This is a genomic window from Psychromonas algicola, from assembly GCF_004378355.1.
Lineage (GTDB): Bacteria > Pseudomonadota > Gammaproteobacteria > Enterobacterales > Psychromonadaceae > Psychromonas.
The window spans coordinates 1-23121 of record NZ_SNUB01000041.1 but is presented as its reverse complement, the minus strand read 5'-3'; the positions used below and the strand labels follow the sequence as shown (position 1 = coordinate 23121).

Here is a 23121-nt window from a genome sequence, read left to right as displayed (position 1 = left end):
GTCCATTAGGTTCAACTCATTCCAAGGCATAAGTACCTCCTTATTTTGGGTACTTATAGTTTAAGAAATTGTTACCTATGTATAAGCAACAAAGTGTCACCTATGTTTATAACTCATACAGTGTCAGTCTTTTTGCTTACTTTTTCTTCTGACCGGTAGATTCAACTCATCAGTGCAACACTTTATGATATGTTAAAAAGTGGAGTATTTTATGGCTAACAAACCAAGAAGATATTTTTCAGAGCATGAAAAAGATGAAATCTGGCGGATGTGGAAATCAGGAGAAGGTTTATCTACGATAGCAAAATCTCTTAATAGCCTGCCTCCATCTATTTACGATGTATTATCTCGAAATGGTGGTGTTAAACAAATTAAAAAACACCGCTCTTTACTGCATCTATCCTTAGCTGAAAGAGAGGAAATATCGCGCAGTCTTGCTCAAAATAAATCATTAAGAGTGATAGCAAAGAGCATAAATAGAGCTCCTTCAACAGTTAGTCGAGAGATTGCTCGTAATGGTGGTATTTATAATTACCGCGCTTGCAAAGCAGATAAGAAAGCATGGGAATGTGCTAAAAGACCTAAGCCATGCAAACTGAGTTTAGAACCAGCTCTAAGTGAATTAGTCGCATTAAAACTTAAAGAATTTTGGTCTCCAGAGCAAATAACGGGTTGGCTTAAGTTGCAATATCCTAATAATGAGAATTTACACGTGTCGCATGAAACTATATATAAAAGCTTATACATTCAAACTCGCGGAGTGCTGAAAAAAGAGCTATTAAAATATCTTCATTCTAAACCAAGGTTAAGAAGAACAAAAACAAAAGTAAAAAATCAACGAGGTTATATTCAAGATCTTGTTTCAATTAGTGAACGCCCAGCTTCTATAGAAGATAGAGCTATACCTGGTCATTGGGAAGGAGATCTGATTGAGGGGACCCATGCTAGTTATATTGCGACATTAGTTGAACGACAAACTCGTTATGTATGCCTCGTGAAAGTCGATAGTAAAAGCACACATGATGTTATAACTCAGTTGATTAGTCATGCTAAAACACTTCCGAGTTGCTTATACAAATCGCTTACTTGGGATAGAGGGACTGAGCTAAGAGCCCATAAAAGATTTACTCAAGAAACAGATATTGATGTTTATTTTTGCGATCCTCAAAGTCCTTGGCAAAGAGGGTCTAACGAAAATACAAACAGACTCCTCCGACAATATTTCCCTAAAGGAACTGGATTATCAAAATACTCTCAAGATGAGCTCAATGAAGTTGCTAAAAAATTAAATAATCGCCCTCGTAAGACTCTAGGGTTTCATACACCTGAAGAGAAATTTAAAGAGTGTGTTGCATTGACAAGTTGAATTCACCCCAAGAAAAAGTAAAGTCGCCGACAGGGCGAAACACCAAGTAAATCAATATCTAAATGTTATGACGAGCGAAGACGAGCTTAAACATTATCGTAAGATGCATAAGAAAGTATGAATCCCAACGCGGAGCATTGGGACTAGAAAAAGAGCCACGACGAGCGCAGACGAGTTAAAGAGCAATCAAATCAGCAGCACCATTCCTGCATCGAATGCTTCTTTATATCTCACTACCTTCCTAATGTCGCTTTAAAATCCTCATACCCAAACTCATTCAATACCTCAATTTCACCATCTACTTTCTCAAAATAAATACTCGGCATTTTTAACCCATTAAACCAATTCAACTTCACCATGGTATAACCAGCGCTGTCTAGTAGATGCAACTTTTGACCGATCTGTAAAGGCTGTTCAAATTGCGTTTCACAAAATTGGTCGCCAGCTAAACATGAACATGAACCAATCACATAATGATGTTCAGCGCCTGCGGTTGCTTCTTTTACTGATGCGGGTTCGTTGTAAATTAACGTGTCTAAACGATGTGCTTCGGTGGCGCTGTCTACAATGGCTGTTTTCTTTTCGTTCTCAACGATGTCTATCACGCTAACTACTAAATCTGTGGTGCGTGTGATGATCGCTTCACCGGGCTCTAGGTACACTTGTACTTGATGTTTGTTAGCAAACGCTTTTAATGCGAGGCCTAGTTTCTCTATTGGGTAGTCTGGATAAGTGAAAAAGATGCCGCCGCCTAAACTTAACCATGACAGTTGGTCGAGGTAATCGGCAAAGGTATTGGAGATATGATTTAATACACGAATAAAGGCATCAACATCTTTGTTTTCACAGTTCATATGAAACATAAAACCATCGACTTTATCTAATACATTCAAATCTAATAAATCTTGTTTTACACCTAAACGAGAATAGGGGCGCGCTGGGTTGGCTAAGTCTTGTCCTGCTACACTCATTTCTGGATTGATACGTAACCCTAATGAGGCGCTGTCTTTGCAATTATCGTAATGCGCGTCAAGTTGAGATAATGAGTTAAAGATAATTTTATCGGAAAGCGGTTTAACGGCTTCAATATCTGCATGGGAATAACCGACGCTGTAAGCATGGGTTTCACCGCCAAACTTCTCGTGGCCTAATTTTACTTCGTAAGGGCCTGAGCTGGTGGTGCCATCTAAATAAGGTTTGATGGTATCGAAAGTTCCCCATGTAGAAAAACACTTTAACGCGAGCACTAATTTAGCACCTGAAATCTCTTTAAGCAGTTTTGCTTTTTCAAGGTTATCAATCAAAGCTTGCTCGTTGATCATAAAGTAGGGCGTATTCAAATTTTCTTTTTGTAATTGCATGGTTTGTAGTGACATAGCAGACTCAGTAATCAAAGAGGGTAAAAGAATTTTTTAATAAAAAGGCGAAGTCATTCACTTCGCCTTTTTATAGTCAGTTAACGTTAACGGTTACTCAGCGTCAAGCTCCATCACTTCCCATGTAAGGCCAATTTTTGGCATTAACTCTAGGAAATGGTCTGGATTTAATTGCTCAACGTTGTATAAGCCTTTGTCGCTCCATTTACCTTGGAAGTAAAGTAATGCGGCAGTGATGGCAGGTACACCTGTTGTGTATGAAATCGCTTGATGCTCTACTTCATTGTAAGACGCTTTATGGTCACAAATGTTGTAAATAAAGACACTTTTTGACACGCCGTCTTTCTTACCACGTAACCAAGTACCAATGCAGGTTTTACCTGTATAACCCGACGCCAATGACGTTGGATCTGGCAGAATCGCTTTTAACACTTTTAATGGTTCAACGGTAATGCCGTCAACGGTAGTAATAGGTGCTGTGTTAAGTAGGCCAATATCACGCATAACGTTAAAGTAGTTCAGGTAAGTGTCTGAAAAGCCCATCCAAAATTCGATGCGTTTAGCTGGAATAAATTCAGCCATTGAGCGGACTTCATCGTGCGCCATTGAGTACACTTTCTGTTTACCTACAACAGGAAAGTCAAATTCCATCATGCGGCTATGACAGGGTACTTGGTTCCAATTTCCATCTTCGTAGTAGAAAGAGTCGCCTTGAATTTCAAGCATATTTGTTTCTGGGTCAAAGTTAGTTGCAAACTTTTGACCGTGGTCGCCCGCGTTCACGTCCATTACGTCAATACTATCGATTTCGTCGAATAAGTGTTTATGTGCGTAGGTGGCAAAGACACTCACTACACCCGGATCAAAACCTGCACCTAAAATCCCTGTGATGCCAGCGACTTTGAAACGATCGGCAAAAGCCCATTGTGGGTCGTAAGCTTCAGGCACTTGTTGGCCTGGGCTACATAAATCGGTTGCGACTGAAGTATCTAGATAAGCGGTTTTAGTTTGTACACAGGCTTCCATGATTGCAACATTAACCCAAGGAGGGCCTGCATTAATCACTAAATCTGGTTGTACTTGCTTAATTAATGCAATTAACGCATCAACGTCATCGGCATTAACCGTTACGGCTGTTATCGATTTATTAGGATCTTTAAGGTTGTTACGACCTTTGATAGAAGTAATGATTTTTTCACATTTAGCGACAGTACGTGAAGCAATAGTAATATCACCGAATACGTCATTATTTTGAGCACATTTATGTGCGATAACCCAACCTACGCCACCGGCGCCAATTTGTAGTACAGACATTGTTAAATTCCTATTTTAAATATTTAATTCTTATTTGTATTTATTAACTAACTACTACTGTTTTAGTCAGTGTTAGTAATCTCATTGATAGTGCTTTTAGTATTACGACTATCATTAGTACTTGCTGTACTGTTAATTTGCGCTGATTAACTATTTGCAATTAACGCTTGTGCTTTATTTTCTATTTTTGCAATTAATGCATCAAAATCACTGATGGTTAAACATGGGTTTAATAAAGTGAATTTTAACACTAATTTTCCATCTACCTTAGTTTCTGCAATCACTGCTTCACCAGACGTTAATAACTGTAAACGTAATGTTTGGTGTAATTGATTGAATGCAACATCACTTAATTCACCTTGCAACTCAGGCGATAAGCGGAATAACACGGTTGATAATAGCGGTGTGCAGCATAATTCAAAGTGTTTGTTGTGTTCAATTTTAGTGGCGACTTGCTGTGTGAGTGATAATAAATAATCATAGAATTCACCAAGTTGTTTTTCGCCAACGGCTTTCAATGTCATAAACATTTTTAGTGCATCAAAACGTTTAGTTGTTGCGATGCTTTTGTCGACTAAATTAGGTAATTCATCACCTTCACGGTTTAGGTAATCCGCATGATGTAATAAGGTATTAAAGTTCGCTTTATTTTTAATGAGTAGGGCACCACAGCTGATTGTTTGGTAAAATAACTTATGGAAGTCAACACTCACAGAGTCTGCTAGTTCAATGCCTTTTAGACGCGCTTTATGCTGTTCGCTGAGTTGTAATGCTGCACCATAAGCTCCATCAATATGCGACCAACATCCCGCTTCGCGTGCAATGTTAACGACGGCTTCTAAGTCATCAATGGCACCATGATCCGTTGTGCCTGCCATACCAACCACTGCAAAAGGAAGAAGATCCTGCGCTTTTAATGCATCAATAGTCAGTTGCAGTTCTGCAATATCAATTTGCCCTTGTACATTGGTTTTAACTAACACAACGCTACGTTCGCCTAAGCCCATTAATGACGCTGATTTTTGTACGGTAAAATGACTTTTGTCGGAACAGATAATACGCATTTTTTGTGCGTACTCTGGTAGACCATCTTGCTGTACATCATGTTGTGATTGTTGATAAGCAAACCAATCTCGTGCAAGCAATAACCCCATTAAGTTACTTTGCGTGCCGCCGCTTGTGAATACGCCATCGGCACGGTCACCGAGTTGGTAGGTTTTGCATAGCCAATCTACCATTTGCTGTTCTACGTAAGTGGCTGCTGGTGCTTGATCCCACGAATCCATTGATTGATTTAATGCCGCAATAAAATGCTCTGCAATAATAGATGCAATTAAAGGCGGTGTATGCAAATGCGCAATAGTATGTGGATGCTGAACCAATAATGAATTTTTAGCGATTAATTCATTAGTTGTTTCAATCACTTCTTTTAGTGGCGCAGGTTGTGAGAAATCAACAGCATTAAGTTGTTGTTTCAGTAATGTAGGCTCAAGCCCTGAGTAAGCGCTGTCTGCATTATTAAATAAATCATTAATGGCATTTTGAGTCTGTTGAGTTGCTGCTTCAAAAGCTTGGTTTTCACCAAGCTGAGCGAAGTAACTTGTCCAGTTTTTAGCTTGAGACATTATTGTGCTTCCACCGCGATTTTAACTGCTTTTGCCATGGTTTCAGCCACAAAGTTAATTTGTGTTTCGCTGATAATAAGTGGGGGTAAGAAACGTAAAATAGCACCTCGACGCCCACCTTTCTCAATGATTAAACCTAATTCTAAAGCGGCTCGTTGAATCGCAGCAGCTAATGCTGGATCTGCTTCTGCTTGGCCTAGGTTGTTTAATTCATTAGGTTTAACAATTTCAATACCGTTCATTAAACCACGACCACGTACTTCACCAATTTGTGGGAAGTCAGCTTGAATTTGACGAAGTGCTTCACGTAATTGCTCACCACGTTCAAAAGCATTTTTTGCTAAATTATCGCGTTGGATAATTTCTAGTGTTTTTGCGCCACTGGCCATTGCAAGTTGGTTACCACGGAAAGTACCTGTGTGTTCGCCTGCGTTCCAGCAATCGAATTTTTCATTGAATAGAATCAATGACATTGGCATGCCGCCACCAATCGCTTTAGAGAGAATAAGAATATCTGGTTCGATACCTGATTCTTCAAAGGCAAAGTGATCACCACTACGGCCAATACCACATTGGATTTCATCAAAAATCAGCAAGATACCGTGCTCTGTAGTGATACGACGTAATTCCTGTAACCATTTTTTAGGTGCTGGTAATACGCCACCTTCACCTTGGATTGGTTCAACAATAATCGCAGCTGGTTTGGTAATACCTGATTCGTCATCACATAACACCGACTCAATATAGCGAATGCTTTGAGCTGCGCCTTCTTCGCCACCTAAACCAAATTTACAACGGAAGTTGTAAGGGAAAGGCATAAAGTGAACATCAGACATTAATCCTGTGCGGCGGCTTTTAGAGCCTAAGTTACCTGTTAATGCTAAAGAGCCGTTGGTCATTCCGTGGTAAGCACCGTGGAAAGACATCATGGTATTACGCTTAGTGTATAACTTAGCAAGTTTAATTGACGCTTCTACGGCATCAGCACCTGAAGGGCCACAAAACTGAATGCGTGCTGTTTTCGCAAAGTTGGCTGGTAAAAACTGCATCACAGCTTTGATGAAAGCATCTTTACTTGGTGTCGTGATATCTAGCGTTTGGTAAGGGACACCGGCATTAATTTGGTTGATTAATACTTGGTTAATTTCACTGTGGTTATAGCCTAATGGTAATGCGCCTGCGCCCGCTAAACAATCAAGGTAAATTTGACCTTTAGTATCTTCCACAATCACACCTCGACTGCTTTTAATCGCGATCGGTAAACGACGAGGATATGAACGAACTTCTGATTCATAGTGTTCTTGGCTTAATAGCACTTCATCAGGTGTTAAGTCATAAGCTTCTTTAACTACTGGTACTTCTTGGTCGTTTGTTAATTTACATTCTGGTGCTAAATTTAGGACGTTTTGCATTTTATACTCCATTAATTTGGATAAATAAATTGGAAAAATAAAGTACACAAATCAGTTTGTATAAATACAAACGGACTGAGTAAACAGGGTATAGCAATAATTTTATTTATTAGTATTGTTGGAACAGCTTTGGGTAGAATCTCTTAAATTAAATTCAAGGTTCTACCGTGTGTTCTCGATACTGTAATAAGTATTGATTATGAGGTGCTATATAACGATTTAGAGGTTCAGATGAGTCAATGTAAGTATGCTGCATTGTATAGGCCTCCGTTGATAGTTAATCGTTATAAGAAATTGGTGTGTTAGAAAACGCGCGCATTTTATCACCGTTTTTATTCAGTGCAAGCTTAAAAATTAGTTTAACTTAATTAACTTTGCAATTGCTAATTTGTTTTGTTTTTTTAGGGGTATTTAATACTGTTAAAAGGCGGTTTCACAGAATTAATTGCTGTTTTTCTGCTTTATCTATCAATCATGCGAATAAACTTGCTTAGATAATTGTTTGTATCTGCTTATATGTTGTAAAGTAGCCGATTTTTATCGTTTAATTTTATTCTTTTATTTTTGTCGATAGTAAGTGGAACTTTATGCAGTTGAGCAAACAAATTTTAGTCGTTGATGATGACCAATCAATCCGAGAACTTTTATCTGAGTACTTAGCTAAAGCTAGCTTTGACGTGATATCAGCAGAAGATGGTGTGTCGATGGCTGAACGTTTAAAAGAAAGTCAACCTGATTTGATTATATTAGATGTGATGTTGCCCGGTGATGATGGTTTTATCTTGTGTCAACGTATAAGAAAAACATCTAATGTGCCGATTATTATGCTAACAGCGAATTCTGATGAAATGGATCGTGTATTAGGGCTTGAGATTGGCGCAGACGATTATATTGCTAAACCTTTTAGTCCTCGTGAATTACTGGCTCGTGTAAAAGCATTATTACGACGCAGCACGTTTATTCAAGAAGAAAGTACTGCTAAACCTCGTTTCATTAAGTTTGCGGATTGGACCTTAGATACTCTGCAACATAAAGTCTCTCGAGAAAATGGTGAATTGTTAACGTTAACGGGCGCAGATTATCAGTTATTGATGTTATTAATCGCGAACCCTAATAAAGCGGTTTCACGAGATGATATTTGCCAAGAGTTACATGGCCGTAAAGCCTTTGCTAATGAACGTGCTATTGATGTGCATTTAAGTCGTTTACGTCAGCATTTAGGCGATGATGCTAAGCAACCTCAAATCATCAAGACTGTGCGTGGCGCAGGTTATGTGTTTATTGCTGAAATTGAATTTATTAAAACAGAATCAGATACATAATGATTGCATACTTTCAAAAGCTATTTGGATCTTTAATATCCCGTGTCTTAGTGTTAACTATTGTTGCATTGGTTGCGGCTGAAAGTTTGACCAGTTTCTTTTGGATGAGCCAATTTAAGAATACAGAAAGAAAGGTGGTTATCACCAATGCACAAAATTTAGCAAAAACCGCCGCGACGACTATTTCATTTTTCCAGCGATTACCTGATCGAGACTTACCTGTGATGCTAGAGCAGCTTCGTGTATTAGGTGGATCTCCGTTTTTTATCTCAGTGAATAAGAAAGAAATTAAAGTTCAGCCGATTCCAGACACTCGACTTAAGGACGAGGTGTTAAGTGAAATAAAAGAAACGGTTTATGATCACATCGGTGATAAACGAAAGTTACTGGCAGAATTTTCAGATCCCGATGATCTACATGCTATTAACAATAATGTGCTGCTTAAATATCTTTCTCCCGCTTTAGGCGCTTCTCATCTCATTGTCCCTTCGATTAAACCACCTATTTTAGTGTTACAGATGAAATTGGATAATGATAAATGGCTATATCTTGCTGCGTTATTACCCCCTCCTTATTTATTAGATGACTTAGTTTTTATTTCACCTGCACAAGTAGTTTCAATCTTTGTGATCAAGTTAATTTTGCTAGGACTTATCTATTTAGCCTTTCATTGGTTAATGACACCATTAAGAAATTTAGCGGCTGCAGCTGGTGAATTTAGTATTGATTTTTCTAAACCGCCGATTGAAGAGCAGGGCACTAGTGAGATCATTGCTGCTACCCGAGCCTTTAATCATTTGCAGGAAAAACTGCAACGGTATATTGATGACAGAGAAGTTTTGTTCCGTTCGGTTTCTCATGATTTAAAAACGCCTATTACTCGTTTACGGTTGCGTGCTGAATTATTAGATGATGAAAAGCAAACCGATGCCTTTAATGTTGATTTAGACGATTTAGAAATGTTGGTTAAAGCGGCGTTACAGATTGTGAAAGAAACAGATATTCATGAAGATATCGAAGAAATTAATTTACGACAATTATTATTGCAAATAGTGGGGACGCAGGGTGATAAGATCACTTTACATCTAGATAGCAAAAGACCCTATAGAGGCAAGTATTACGCTTTAAAACGCTGTTTATCTAATCTTATTGATAATGGCGTGAAGTATGGCGAGAAGGTTGATGTTTACGTAAAGGACTCTGCTAATTCATTGATTATAACCATTCAAGATCAAGGCCCTGGGATTAAAGAGTCTGAATTAGGCTCAATTTTTACGCCTTATGTACGTTTACATGATGATAGTAAAGGCCACGGATTAGGATTAGGTATTGCAAAGAATATTATTCAGGCACATGGTGGAGATATTCGTTTATTTAATCATTTAAAAGGTGGGCTAGTTGTTTGTATTGTTTTACCAAATAGTGAGTAATTTTGATTAACTTGTTAATCTCATTTATTTTTAATAAATTTGATAATTGTTATTTCATTTTGCTTTAATTTAAAGCCTCTATATCTAAGTTATATAAACAATCGAGGCGTTAACAACTCGAGATCTATTTATATAATATTTATTTCAATCACTTCACTTTTTAAATTTATTCCTAACCCTTTTCATCCAAATAATCATAATATTTGATAAAAATTTTTTGGTTAAATTATCAACAATTATTGTCAGCTTTTTAAACCCATCTGAATTTTTGTTATCAAAATAATGAAAGAAAAAATAATATTAAAATTATAAAAATAAAACCTTATTAATATATATAAAAAGAAGTGAAATTCTCTAAAATCTCTTATTTTAGTGCTTTTACCTCTAAATGACTATTGCAATTTTTTATTTGCGAAAAGTCATGATGTGCGAAATTATTACTCATTATTTTTGCGTGTTGAGACTCAATACAAAGATAATATTGTTTCATGTTGCTTATTTTTTGCACATTATGCGTTGTCGTTATAGCTATCATATTTTAATTTCAAAATGATGACATCTATATGACATTTGAAAGTTCAAATAATACGTAATGATATAAACAACATAAGAGGTTTTCTACATGGAAGTAAGAAATATAATATTAGGTTTATCTGCGTTTATGCTAACAGCTGTAGCACAGGCTGTTACCATTAATAATTCTGGTTTTGAAGATAGTTTTGATAACTGGAGTGATGATGATCCATCTGCAATTTCGAGTGACGCCTACAGTGGCTCTAAATCCGCTAAAATTACAGCTTCAGGGGGCCGAATAGGTCAAGAAGTGTCTTTAAACAGTAATACTGATTACCAGTTGACTGCCTATGTAAAAGGTTCTGGTCAAGTTGGTATTAATTTAGGCGGGTCTGTAAAATATACTAATGTGAAAGACTTATCAGATTGGACGAAAGTAACAGTAACGTTCAATTCTGGTTCAGAAACATCAGGTGAAGTGCTTGCTAAATATTACGACGATGAAGGTCGTTTTGATGATTTTACTTTAACGAGTACTGATGGAACAATTGATGATGAGGGGGCAGATGATGACACTTATGGTAATGAATGTGAATCTACCGGTAAAATTTTATATAACGGTTCATGTGAAGAGTATTCTGAAGTCTTTGAAGCTGAGTCAGGTGAACTTGGTGCAGAAGACCATATTATTTCGTTATCACCTATTGAAATGACATTTGATGCGTTAGCTGCAAAACATGTGACTGATAATGGTAATGGTTGGAGACATGAGCTTAAAATTAAATCTAGTGGTGGTTATCGTGTGGCGATGACAAAAGTGTACGAAGAGTTTAAAACAAAAATAACTGTTAAGTTAGATAAAGGAGCTAAAACAATTGTTGCACAACATCACGCAGATACAACCGATACAATTACTAAATTATATATTGCTGATTTAGATGAAAGTGGTTTTGAAAATGCACCAGATGGCACTTCTTCTGATAGTGTTGCGATGAATGGTATTTTTGATGTTTATATTCGTCTAGCTAAAGAAGATGGTTCAGGTGAAACAAAGCATTTATTAACAACTATTACTTCTGGTGAAAGCTTTGATTTTGAAGAAATCAACGACCACGGTAAAGTAATTATAAAAATAAATGGTCAATCACTTGACTCTATTACGGTAGATGATTCATCTGAGTCGTACTTTAAGTTCGGTAATTACCAACAAGCCCAAAACCCTGAAACGGGTGTTAAATTGGCAAGTGGTGATGCTGATGGTGATTGGGCTGATTTTTTTGAGAAATACTTTGATGTAAGTGAAATTACTTTTACTGAAATGAGTTACACTCGAACAGTAGATTAATAATCTTATTTATATTAAGTAACTAATGAAAGCAGGTCATTTAGCTTTTATTTCTTACCTTATTAAAGCTTATCATACTGTGAATATCTCATTTTTGGTAAGCTTTTTATTTTCTAAGCGAAGCTGTTGATTTTAATCTCATTGTTACTTCTATAATTCTATATTCCATCAGTCTAATACTAACTTCGCCCTTTTTTATGTAGATAGGCATATTGTCATTATCTATTACCTCCAATTATTTTCTTTCAGCTTGTTAATTAATGATTGCAGATCGTATTGTTCTTCTTTGATGGCATATTTTGTTATTTCATGGCGTTAATATTAGTGGCCAGAATAAATAACAGGGTAGATAGCGCCTAGAAAATAAAAGTTATCGACCAAAATTTCAATATATCCAACTTCTTATCTAGTGATAGCTTAATTTTTAAAGGGGAGGCTTAACGATTGGAAATAAAAAAGCGACTTTAGTGTTCACCGTCGCTTTTTATATTTTAGTGATTAGTAATTGTAAATTATTAATAATTATTAGTAATTATTTAGCTAAAAATGCTTCCATATCTGTTTTAAGATTATCGGATTTAGTACCAAAAATAGCTTGTACGCCATCACCAGAAATAACCACCCCAGCAGCACCTAATTCTTTCAGTTTTGCTTGGTCAACGCCTTCAATATTCTTCACGCTAATACGTAATCGTGTAATACATGCGTCTAGGTTTATGATGTTATCTTTACCACCAAAAGCTTCAACTAATGCTGAAGACATTTCTTCGTTATTTAAAACTAGTTTTTGTGCTTGTACTTCATCTTCACGTCCCGGTGTTTTTAGGTTAAGCGCTTTAATCACTACACGAAATAAAGTGTAATAAACCGTTGCATAAATAAGACCAATCACAATAAAGTAAATGATTTTTTGTGAATTAGCTGATAGCACGAGGAAGTCGATTAAACCGTGTGAGAATGATGTTCCATGCACCATGCCTAGCATATTGGTTACAACAAATGCAGAGCCAGCTAGTAATGCGTGAATCGCATATAAAATTGGCGCAACAAATAAAAACGAAAACTCAATAGGTTCAGTGATACCTGTTAAGAAAGAGGTTAGCGCAGCGGAAGCCATGATACCCATTACTTTTGCTCTGTTTTCAGGTTTTGCTGAATGTGCAATAGCAATCGCAGCAGCAGGTAAACCAAACATTTTAAACATGTAACCGCCTGCTAATTGGCCAAAACCATTGCCCGCTGCACGCGATGCGTCATCTGCAGATAAGTAACAAGTTAAAATACCGTTTAACTGTTCACCATTTGCGTTAACACAAGATCCAGCTTCAAAGAAGAAAGGGACGTTCCATATATGGTGAAGACCAAATGGAATTAATGAACGTTCAACGACACCGTAAATACCAAAAGCAACCGTTGGATTTTGGTTTGCAGCCCAATGTGAAAATGATGCAATAGCATTACCAACAGGTGGCCAAATGAAAGAAAGTATTGCACCCATGATGATTGCAACAAACCCCGTCATAATAGGTACTGCGCGTTTACCTGCAAAGAATCCTAAATATTCTGGTAAGGAAATATTGTAGAATCGATTAAACATTGCAGCTGCAATACCACCTGCAACAATACCTCCTAATACCCCTGTATTAGTTCCGGGCGCAAGAGTTTCAATGGTTTGCATCATGATGTAATAACCAACAGCCGCAGCTAAACCTGCTACACCATCATTTTTAGTGAAACCAAGTGCCACACCGATGGCAAATAATAAAGCCATGTTACCAAAAATTGCCCCACCTGCTTGTTCCATTAATTGTGAGACTACATCAGGCAGAATGCTAAATTTAGCTGCTCCTACACCTAATAAAATACCAGCAATCGGCAATACCGACACTGGCAGCATTAATGACGTTCCTACTTTTTGTAAACTACCAAATATATTCATTTAGATATTTCCTATATTAAAAAGTATGTAATAACTCATGGATGTGAATTATTTATGCATCGGCAGTATATGCATGTGAATTTTAATATTTTATGACATCGACGACAAAATTGAGTTATTTACTGTAGCAATTCTGATTAGTGATTCTTGGTCACATTTTTCTAAGTGTTTATATTTGTTAAAGTAAAAAGCTAGGAGGAAGTATTATTAAAAATTAAAGAGAGGATATTTGAATGGATAAATAGAGCTGCTTATAAAAATTTGATAGCTATTTATTAGTAAAACAATAAATAGCTATTACTATATATCTAATTAACCGCGCACGACCATTACTCTGAATTTACGACCTTTCAGTTTACCTTCACTTAGTTTCTTAAAAGCTACTTTTAATGAGCCACGTTGAACAGCAACATAAGACCAATTATCGGCCGCGACTATTTTGCCTACTTGTTGCCCACTAATGCCATCTTGGCCAGTTAATGCACCAACAATATCACCCGGTCTAATTTTTTGCTTTTTACCGCCTTCAATACGGATAGTGATCATTTCCGATGCTGGTGGAGTCATATCTAATAAAGATTCATCAGGCAGTGGGCTCGCATTAATATTACGATCTAAAATATCTTCTAATAATTTAATTCGATGGTCATCTTTGTTGCTGTAGAAAGTAAATGCTAAACCTTTACTGCCAGCACGGCCTGTGCGGCCAATACGATGAACATGAACTTCTTGATCATGTGCAACATGGAAGTTAAACACGGCGCTTAAGTTATCGATATCCAATCCACGCGCAGCGACATCGGTGGCGACTAGAATACGTACACTTTTATTCGCAAAACGAATCAATGCTTGGTCACGATCCTTTTGCTCTAGATCTCCGTGAATTGCGATTGCGCTATAACCACGGTTCGCTAATTCATCTGCCACTTCTTGTACTTCACGTTTAGTGTTGCAGAAAACAACGCTTGAATCTGGTAAATAGCGGTTAAGTAATAAACGCAAGGCTAGCATTCTATCTTGGTGGTTTTGTACTTTATAAAAAGTTTGGTCGATAATGCTGTTATCGTGTGTTGTAGTCACAGTCACTTGCTTCGGTGAGTTCATGATGCGTTTAGCGACTTTCTCAATTTGCTCAGGATAAGTCGCACTAAATAATAGCGTTTGGCGTTGGTTAGGACAATGTTCAATAACTGTATCAATTGCATCTTGAAAGCCCATTTCCAGCATTCTATCGGCTTCGTCTAGCACTAAAGTATTTAAATGTTGAAGGTCTAATGATCCTCTTGTTAGATGATCTTGAATACGTCCTGGCGTTCCGACAATGATATGTGCACCATGCTCAAGGGAAGCCGCTTGTGGGCTGAGTGGTATTCCACCGCATAAGGTTAATACTTTAATGTTATGAATTGAGCGGGCTAATTTTCTGATATCAGCCGCGACTTGATCTGCCAATTCTCGTGTTGGACAAATAACTAAAGACTGAATTCTAAACTTTTTGACATTTAAGTTGTGTAAAAGCCCTAAAGTAAACGCAGCCGTTTTACCTGAGCCTGTTTTACCCTGTGCGATAACATCTTCTCCATTTAAAATTAATGGTAAAGATTGAGCCTGTATTTCAGTCATCTTGTTGTATTTTAAAGAAGCTAAATTGCTTAAAAGGCTTTCTGATAATGGCAAAGTTGCAAAAGAGGTTTCACTCACGGTAATAATTCCTGATTGTGGTGTAATAATTAGCGCTACCATAACAGGTTGTCTCATTGGTCACAAAAATTATTGTCGTTGTTTTGAAATTAGGTTTTTAGCGAGAGGGTAAAAAAGGGCTTAGCAGTGAGATTAAGAAGGCGTAAATAAACAGGGTATTTATTAGCGCCTGTTTGGCATTAATGCTACGTTATCGCCCATTTATGGGGAATAACCACACTACATAGGCTCTGCCTTGCCTAAATACTAAACAGACTGCTGTAAATTTAACCTTGAAAGATCAACAGACCCTAACATGGGAATAAATACCGTATTCGTACATTCTTATAAAACAGGTGCGTCGTAATTATTTGGTTCGTCGCTATAAACACAAACATTGTGTGCTTCAACTAAACCCTGTTCACTGACACATTCACGTTCAAAAAAGGCTACGATTTCTTTACGCTGACAATGTGCTTCGAATGCGGCTTTATTTTCCCATATTTCGTTGAATACAATTGGGAAACTCTCACCTGTCGCAAAGTCACTTTGTACATGTCTTGTGGTGATATATTGTATACAGCCATCTTCGCGAAGTGCATTTGCTTCTAATGATTGTAGTACTTTAAATAAAGCATCTTCTTTACCAGGTTTGGCTCTAAACATAGCAATGCAATAAACTTTTTGTGACATCTCATTTCCTAAATAAGTTATAGTGTGTTGAGGGATAGTTAGAAATTTGAACGAAATAATAATAGGTAAGCATTGAAATGCCTACCTATTGGATTTGTTATCAGTAACTTACTCTGCGCGTTCGACAGTTAACATGCCAACGTCCATTTTAATTATTTTAACTTCAGTACCTACCGCCAAGGCTTCTTTTGCTCTGACTTTCCAATCAATTCCTGAATAATGATAAGTGATCGTTTTACCGAGTTCTAGATCCGCTGGCAGCATAAATTGATACCCGATCACATCATTATCTACTTGGTTCGATTCAACCTTATTTTGCATTAGTTTCATTGGTTTCCAACTAACTAGTGCAACGATAGTAGAGATGATTGCTGTTGCAGATAAAGCGACAAGCATTGTTTCAGGAATGAGTCCTAACATCATCAGGCCACCTGTGATTATCGTACCGATCGCGATGAAAAGTAACACGAAGGTAGAAAATCCCATCACCAATATTTCAATGGCGAGTAATACTAATCCTATGACGACTAATGCTTGGGGTAGATGTGAAAGAAAGTATTCCATTATTTTCCTTTATTTAAGCTAGTGATAATAGTCATTGCTTGAGCAACCATAGATGCTGCATCATTACCGCTATCAGGTAATAGAACAACAGATGATTCTTTCGCTATTGCTGCTTTAGCTTCAATCGCTTTCGTTGCTAAATCTAATTGTACTGCTTTTTGACCTTCTTCTGTATTAGCTGCTTCACCAACCATTTTTAGAGATTCTGCTTGCGCCTGTGCTACTGCAATAATTGCTTGTGCTTCACCTTGTGCTCGCAGTACTTGCTCTTCTTTTTCGGCTTCCGCGTTTAGTACCACTGAACGCTTTTTACCTTCAGCAACGTTGATTGCAGCTTGTCTATCACCTTCAGACTCTAATATTTGCGCTCGTTTGATACGTTCCGCTTTCATTTGCGTTTCCATTGCTTCCATTACCGTTTGTGGTGGAACAATGTCTTTTATTTCATAACGTAAAACCTGAATACCCCAAGGACCAGCCGCATCATTAATTGATGCCACTATGTTGGTATTAAGCACATCTCGTTCTTCAAAGGTTTTATCAAGTTCCATTTTACCAAGTTCTGAACGCATAGTGGTTTGGGCTAATTGTGTTACAGCAAAAACGTAATCATCAACACCATAAGTCGCTTTATAAGAATCCAATACCCTAAAGTACAGGACACCGTCAACGCTTAATGAAATATTATCTTTTGTGATTGCACTTTGGCTTGGAACATCAACAGCTTGTTCTTTTAATGAACGGTCCGCGCCAATTTGATCAATGAAAGGGACTAAGAAATTTAAACCCGCTTCACGTGTTGATTGATATTTACCAAAACGCTCTATTAAAAAAGCTCTGTTTTGTGGAACAAAGATGATTGATTTCTTTAGTACAACAATCACCAAAATAAGAACAAATACTTCAACTCTTAGTAAATATTCGATTAAAAAATCCATGTTTTATGCCTTTAGTAAAGTTAAGTAGTTAGCCTAAAATAACAGGTTGTTGATCTTTATTATACTGATAATTACATGTGATGTGATTGACCCATAAAAGAAACCCAAGGAATATTAAAATTAAAGAAATTGTCTATATTCGTTATACAAGAAATATAATTTTATTTTCATTTGTTATATTAGTTAACTATTTAATATAGAATAAATATTAAAAATAATCTGTTATTCGTGAACCAATAATATTGAAAGGATTTTCTTGTGAGAAAAAAAATAGTATTAATCTTTTTTTTGTTAATTCTTATAATTTATAACGTAACAAATTTTTATGTTGATGCACAAATTTCCCAAATAAAACGTAAAGATATTTATAATGATTGTCATAAAATTTGGTCTGCAAGAGGAATTTATACCTCGAAAGAAGAACAAAATAGTATTGCTGCTTTACAAAAAGCTTTTGAGCTAGGAGCTTTAGGAGCTGAGTTTGATTTTTATTACGACACAAAATTAGATAAATTTATCGTGTCTCATAGTCCTCCTAAAAAAGACAAAGATGGTAACTTAATCTATTTAAAAAAAAATGGAGAGTTATTAACTTTAGAAAAATTATTCAAAGCAGTTGGCGATGGACATTATTTTTGGCTTGATTATAAAAACCTAGATAGAATTAGTTCTGCTGAAACGAAAAGATCAATTGTGAGGTTAAATGAAATTAGTAAAAATAATTCACTTAAAGATAGACTTTACTTAGAAGGTTCTAATCCTTTTCGTTTAGCTGATTATTCGGATGCCGGTTTTAAAACTTTATTTGCAGGACGTCCGCTCCCTGAAAATAACATATTCGCAACTATTTCAGCGAACCTATTTAAAATGGCTTATTATTTTAATAACTTATCTGCCATTACTATGAAATATGGTGATAAAAATAACCCTTATTATGGTCAAAAAGCTGAAAGTGCATTAAAAGGTGTACCTATTTTCTTATTTCATGTCGATGATGATGAAAGCTTATTAAAGGAGTTAGTTAAGAAGGAGGATGTGAGAGTTATGCTAGCCGGTAGGGATAAAAGCTTAAATCGCTTTTACATAAATAATTGTCAGTTGATTGATTAAGCTTTAGCTGCGCTTTTAAAAAAACCGATAGATAAATATCGGTTTTTTATAAAAGAGATTCTGAAAATGATTCAGAAGCTATTCAGAAATTACTTGATAATTTATGCGCGACCCATAAATTTCTTTTCTGCGGTATTCACACGAATTTTATCACCCGTAGAAATATGCTCTGGTACTTGTACGATTAAACCTGTTGATAATGTCGCAGGTTTTGTTCGTGCTGAGGCTGAAGCGCCTTTGATTGAAGGATCTGTTTCAACGATTTCCAAATCTACACTTGCTGGTAGTTCAACGCCTACAGGAGAACCGTCAACGATAACAACTTGAAGACCCTGAGTGTTTTCATCAATGAATAGCGCTTCTTCAGCAATCGCTTCTTTGTTTAAGTTGTACGGTGTGTAATCTTCATTATCCATAAACACTAATTGGTCACCATCAACGTATGAAAACATAACGTTACGACGAATTAAGTCAGCTAAATTTAACATATCACTGTCTTTGAAAGTTTCATCTGTTTTAGCACCTGAAACTACATCGTACATACGCATGCGATATAAACTACCACCTGCGCGACCTTGCGGTACTGAACGCTCAATATCTTTGACAATGTAAACGCTATTGTTAAATTCAATCGCTGTATTTTTTTTAATATCACTTGCCTTAGGCATCTTATACTTCCTTTACTTAGTGCTTAAATGCAACGTGCAGGTTTAGGTAAACCTGCAATTTTTGTTGCTTGTTTAGCTGGCCCATCTGGGAATAATCGGTATAAATAACGGCTAGTTATTTTTTCTTTACCGTATTTATTTTGCATTGCTTTAACTAATGCTCGAATTGCTGGTGATGTATTAAATTGTTCGTAAAATTCACGAACAAAATAAACCACTTGCCAATGCTCATCGGTCATTATTATGGTTTCTAACTGTGCAATCTCTGCTGCTAACTCATCGCTCCAAAGTGTGGAGTCTAGTAAGTAACCTTGTGCATCAGTTGCTATTTCTTGATCCTTGAATATCAAGTTGAATCCTCTATGCCATTGAAGAACTGTTAATTGCTGCAAAATTCTATATTAAAATAACTAGGTTGCCTATTCAAAAACAATGAATCTTAGTCTTTAAGTTTAATTTCCCGTAATAAAACTTGAATATCAATCGCCGTATAAGCGATAAGGCGTAATTGCTCTATAGTTAATTTTGACTCATCGGAGACTGAGTTTTTGTAACGTTCAAAGGATTCAATTTCTATCTGATCCTCTAATTTATCTTTAAGTTCAGGACGATATGTATATAAAATTTGTTGTGATGTTAGTTCAAATAACTTTTGTAAGATAACAAAGTCATCTTCAGATTGTATTTTTTGTCGATGTGAAGACAGCGCTGCAATATAACAATTAAGCGCATCACAGCGATTGACTAACCCATAAACTTCTTTTTTAAAGTGCTGCTTAGAATTAGGCTCAAATAACATGCTTTGCCAAGCGCTAGTGATTGATGAATCGGCTTTAAAAGATAAAAAACGTGCTTTACGAAAGGCCATATTTTCACTGCGGCCAAATTCATATTGCTGTGCAACTTGTTTAAAGTAGCGACTGCTTTGGGTTAATAACTCATTGGCTAACGACGGAAAGCGTTTAAATTGCCAATCAGGATAAATAAAGCTAATAGCGAGCACGCTTAATAAACAACCTGCTAAGGTTTCTATTACACGTCCTGATAACACGTCTATTCCTGTATTCTTTTGAATATTTGAAACTAACATAACGAATAAGGTTATAAATATAACCGCCAAGCCATAGTTAGTTCTGACATAGTTAAAAAACAAAAACGCCGATAAAATCATTAATAGTACTTGTGTTATTGGGTTTTCTATAAAAAGTAATGCCGGAAAGCTAATCGCAATGCCTAATAAAGTACCAAAGCTACGACGAAATAAACGCTTTCGTGTTTCACTAAAACTAGGCTGACAAACAAATAAGACGGTCAACAATATCCAAAATCCATTCTCAAGTTGGAATTGAAAGTGTAAGAAAGAAGCAAAAACAAGCGATAAACTAATACGAACGGCATGTTTATAAATAGCTGTTTTTTGCTGGTAAGCATTGACTAATTTTGACCAAAAGTGAGTCGATGTGTCTTCATCATGATCAACGACAATAACTGGCAAGTCTTGACCTTTTTCTGGTAATGAAACAAGTAGGTTATCAATACCATTGAGGTTATCGTAAATCGCTTGTAATGCTTGCATGGCTTCTTGGTTGTTATCAATTGTTTGCAGTTTTTGTTTTAATAAAAATAACTGATCTGCCAAGGCTTTAACTGTCCACTTTAATCGTTTTGTATGTTGGTATTGTTTTTTGTCATTAATGGATGCTCCCAATTGGTAGCAATCTTCACTAAGTTGTAAAAACAGTTGATGAAAACCTTCTAATATATGAGTTCGGCCAAAGGTGTGCTCCAGTTGGCTATATAAGTATTGACTGGCACTAATACGTTCATGAATTTGTTCTGCAATTAAATAGTATTGATTTAATAAACTGAGTTCATCTTGTTGTTTATTGTTTTGATATTGCCCCTTGATCATGTTTTTGGCCATCGCTAAGCGAAACACAATACTGATGTTTAATACGGCTAATTTTTGTCTTGTTTCAATAATGGCTTTTCTAGAGTTACCTAATTGAGTGTCAAATAATTCAGATTTTTGTCGTTGGTAACGACTCAGCACAAAAAATAATTGGGCTAATTGCTCACGTAGGGTTCGATTGGGACTTAAATGAGACCAAGTAATAGCAAATAAACCATACCAAAGTGCGCCTATCGCAAGTAGTAGCGGTTGTTCGAACCAATTGCTGTTTGCTTGATGACCAACCATGGTATAAATCGCAACCAGTATCGCACCAAATCCAATACGGCTGTAATGTGTACCTAAACTTGAAAGCATCATAAAAACAAAGCTTGATGAGCCTAAACCTAATGCAAATAAAATAGGGTAGGGAAGGAGTAACTCGACACTAGCTGATGCAATAAAAAAGCAGGCGATAACCGTGATGATAAATTTTTGTCTGTCCTTGGTGTTTTCATCCACTTCTACGATAGCACTTGCCATTACACCTAAGCATAACGCAGTTGATATTTGTAAATTAGATTGTTCAAAAAATGCAGGATGAAAATCAAATAGGGCAGGTATAAAAGTGCAAGACATGGCGATCAACACTCTAAACCCTAAATGAGTATTTGAGTCTGAGATTAATCGTCTTAACATTAAGGTAAAAGAATGCGTCATAGTTGGCTTCTTTGTTGAATTTATTAGAATCTGACTAAAAAATTGAGTATAAAGACATCGCAAATCAAGTGGTTGATCTTAATCTAAAAGTTTATAAGCAAAGTTATTAGTTTTTTGATGTTTGTTGTGACATCTCAAGTCAGTTTTGCGACAATAGCAAAGAATTCTATTAACTCAAAAGAGAAATGCTCGATGTCTGCACAAATCATTGATGGAAAAGCGATTGCTGCCGCTATAACCGATAAAGTAACAGAAGGTGTCAATTTAAGAAAAGAGAAAGGTTTACGTGTACCCGGACTCGCTGTTGTATTGGTTGGCGGAGACCCAGCGTCACAAATTTATGTGCAAAGTAAACGCCGTACTTGTGAAAAAGTGGGGTTTACTTCTAAAGCTTATGATTTACCAGAATCCACGACTCAAGCGGATTTATTAGCCTTGATTGATGAATTAAATGAAGATGCGACAATTGACGGTATATTAGTTCAATTTCCATTACCTGAAGGGCTTGATCAAACTTCTGTGATTGAGCGTATTAAACCAAGCAAAGACGTTGATGGCTTCCACCCATACAATGTAGGTCGTTTAGCACAACGTATTCCTTTATTAAGATCTTGTACACCTCGCGGTATGATCACTATGCTTGAGCATATTGGCGTTGATTTAAGAGGCAAGCATGCTGTGGTAGTTGGTGCTTCAAATATTGTTGGGCGACCAATGACATTAGAATTATTATTAGCAGGCTGTACAACCACTACTTGTCATCGATTTACTGAAGATTTGGAGTACCATGTTCGTCAAGCTGAGATATTAGTTGTGGCACGTGGTAAAGCGAATTTTATTCCGGGTGAATGGGTTAGAGAAGGTGCAGTGGTGCTTGATGTTGGTATTAACCGTCTAGATAACGGCACCATCACTGGTGATGTTGAATTTGAAGTTGCAAAAGAAAAAGCGTCTTGGATTTCACCTGTACCTGGTGGCGTTGGACCAATGACGGTGGCGACGTTGATTGAAAATACATTACTTGCTTGTAACGAATATCACTCTTAAGCTTTTAATTTTTTATTATTTAAAGTTTAAAAAAAAAGACTGCTTAAGCTAATGCCGTTCACTTAAGGTGAACGGCATATTTACTTTTCGCCACTGGATATCGATTTTTAGACGCTTTTAAACACCTCGGATAACTTCGCTCACGTTTTCCCTCCAACTTAAATTGTG

Annotated in this window: 18 protein-coding genes; 6 read left to right on the top strand and 12 right to left on the bottom strand. The window is 36.6% G+C overall.

Annotated elements, in window-relative coordinates; genetic code table 11:
* The first annotated feature begins 211 nt into the window (after positions 1-211).
* Entirely contained in the window at positions 212-1366 is a 1155-nt protein-coding gene (locus tag E2R67_RS15185) for an IS30 family transposase (RefSeq protein WP_134291795.1), read from the top strand.
* A gap of 233 nt (positions 1367-1599) precedes the next feature.
* On the opposite strand, the gene nspC is transcribed toward E2R67_RS15185, so the two are convergent.
* The 4 genes from nspC to E2R67_RS15165 form a co-directional block, all read right to left on the bottom strand.
* On the bottom strand, positions 1600-2742 hold the full coding sequence (gene nspC / locus E2R67_RS15180; RefSeq protein WP_243837038.1) for a carboxynorspermidine decarboxylase: 1143 nt from the start codon (positions 2740-2742) through the stop codon (positions 1600-1602).
* Between the two features lie 93 nt (positions 2743-2835).
* The gene (locus tag E2R67_RS15175) at positions 2836-4056 is read right to left on the bottom strand and encodes a carboxynorspermidine synthase (protein WP_134291794.1); all 1221 of its coding nucleotides are present in this window, start codon (positions 4054-4056) and stop codon (positions 2836-2838) included.
* A 146-nt stretch (positions 4057-4202) separates the two neighbouring features.
* Positions 4203-5681, bottom strand: coding sequence for a pyridoxal phosphate-dependent decarboxylase family protein (locus E2R67_RS15170; protein ID WP_134291793.1), 1479 nt, complete (start codon positions 5679-5681; stop codon positions 4203-4205).
* Entirely contained in the window at positions 5681-7093 is a 1413-nt protein-coding gene (locus E2R67_RS15165; RefSeq protein WP_134291792.1) for a diaminobutyrate--2-oxoglutarate transaminase family protein, read from the bottom strand. Before E2R67_RS15165 ends, E2R67_RS15170 begins: the two co-directional genes overlap by 1 nt.
* A 587-nt stretch (positions 7094-7680) precedes the next feature.
* Here E2R67_RS15165 and E2R67_RS15160 point away from each other — a divergent pair.
* From E2R67_RS15160 to E2R67_RS15150, 3 genes are all read left to right on the top strand, one after another.
* Positions 7681-8415, top strand: coding sequence for a response regulator (locus E2R67_RS15160; protein WP_134291791.1), 735 nt, complete (start codon positions 7681-7683; stop codon positions 8413-8415).
* Positions 8415-9845: an ATP-binding protein gene (locus E2R67_RS15155; RefSeq protein WP_134291790.1), complete on the top strand. Its 1431-nt coding sequence runs from the start codon at positions 8415-8417 to the stop codon at positions 9843-9845. The genes E2R67_RS15160 and E2R67_RS15155 overlap by 1 nt, the downstream gene beginning before the upstream one ends.
* A gap of 622 nt (positions 9846-10467) precedes the next feature.
* Positions 10468-11703 carry a polysaccharide lyase family 7 protein gene (locus E2R67_RS15150; protein ID WP_134291789.1) on the top strand — a complete coding sequence of 412 codons (1236 nt, stop codon included), beginning with the start codon at positions 10468-10470 and terminating at the stop codon, positions 11701-11703.
* 532 nt (positions 11704-12235) lie between these two features.
* Here the strand turns inward: E2R67_RS15150 and ptsG are convergent.
* The 5 genes from ptsG to E2R67_RS15125 all read right to left on the bottom strand — a co-directional run bounded on the left by ptsG (position 12236) and on the right by E2R67_RS15125 (position 17517).
* A complete protein-coding gene (ptsG, locus tag E2R67_RS15145; RefSeq protein WP_134291788.1) occupies positions 12236-13642 on the bottom strand; it encodes a PTS glucose transporter subunit IIBC in 1407 nt (468 codons plus the stop codon).
* A gap of 312 nt (positions 13643-13954) precedes the next feature.
* Entirely contained in the window at positions 13955-15385 is a 1431-nt protein-coding gene (gene dbpA / locus E2R67_RS15140) for an ATP-dependent RNA helicase DbpA (RefSeq protein ID WP_208379548.1), read from the bottom strand.
* 282 nt (positions 15386-15667) lie between these two features.
* Entirely contained in the window at positions 15668-16015 is a 348-nt protein-coding gene (locus E2R67_RS15135; protein ID WP_134291787.1) for a putative quinol monooxygenase, read from the bottom strand.
* Between the two features lie 108 nt (positions 16016-16123).
* Positions 16124-16579: an NfeD family protein gene (locus E2R67_RS15130; protein WP_134291786.1), complete on the bottom strand. Its 456-nt coding sequence runs from the start codon at positions 16577-16579 to the stop codon at positions 16124-16126.
* Entirely contained in the window at positions 16579-17517 is a 939-nt protein-coding gene (locus E2R67_RS15125; RefSeq protein WP_134291785.1) for an SPFH domain-containing protein, read from the bottom strand. The genes E2R67_RS15130 and E2R67_RS15125 overlap by 1 nt, the downstream gene beginning before the upstream one ends.
* Positions 17518-17775: 258 nt before the next feature.
* Between E2R67_RS15125 and E2R67_RS15120 the strand changes: the two genes are divergently transcribed.
* The gene (locus E2R67_RS15120) at positions 17776-18627 is read left to right on the top strand and encodes a hypothetical protein (RefSeq protein WP_134291784.1); all 852 of its coding nucleotides are present in this window, start codon (positions 17776-17778) and stop codon (positions 18625-18627) included.
* Between the two features lie 101 nt (positions 18628-18728).
* On the opposite strand, the gene efpL is transcribed toward E2R67_RS15120, so the two are convergent.
* The 3 genes from efpL to E2R67_RS15105 form a co-directional block, all read right to left on the bottom strand.
* A complete protein-coding gene (efpL, locus tag E2R67_RS15115; RefSeq protein ID WP_134291783.1) occupies positions 18729-19295 on the bottom strand; it encodes an elongation factor P-like protein EfpL in 567 nt (188 codons plus the stop codon).
* Between the two features lie 23 nt (positions 19296-19318).
* Positions 19319-19645, bottom strand: a complete 327-nt coding sequence (locus tag E2R67_RS15110) for a TusE/DsrC/DsvC family sulfur relay protein (RefSeq protein WP_134291782.1) — start codon at positions 19643-19645, stop codon at positions 19319-19321.
* An 89-nt stretch (positions 19646-19734) separates the two neighbouring features.
* Positions 19735-21906 (bottom strand): FUSC family membrane protein, encoded by a 2172-nt coding sequence (locus tag E2R67_RS15105; protein ID WP_134291781.1) that lies wholly within the window; start codon positions 21904-21906, stop codon positions 19735-19737.
* A gap of 192 nt (positions 21907-22098) precedes the next feature.
* Between E2R67_RS15105 and folD the strand changes: the two genes are divergently transcribed.
* Positions 22099-22953 (top strand): bifunctional methylenetetrahydrofolate dehydrogenase/methenyltetrahydrofolate cyclohydrolase FolD, encoded by an 855-nt coding sequence (gene folD / locus E2R67_RS15100; protein ID WP_134291780.1) that lies wholly within the window; start codon positions 22099-22101, stop codon positions 22951-22953.
* Positions 22954-23121: the final 168 nt, after the last annotated feature.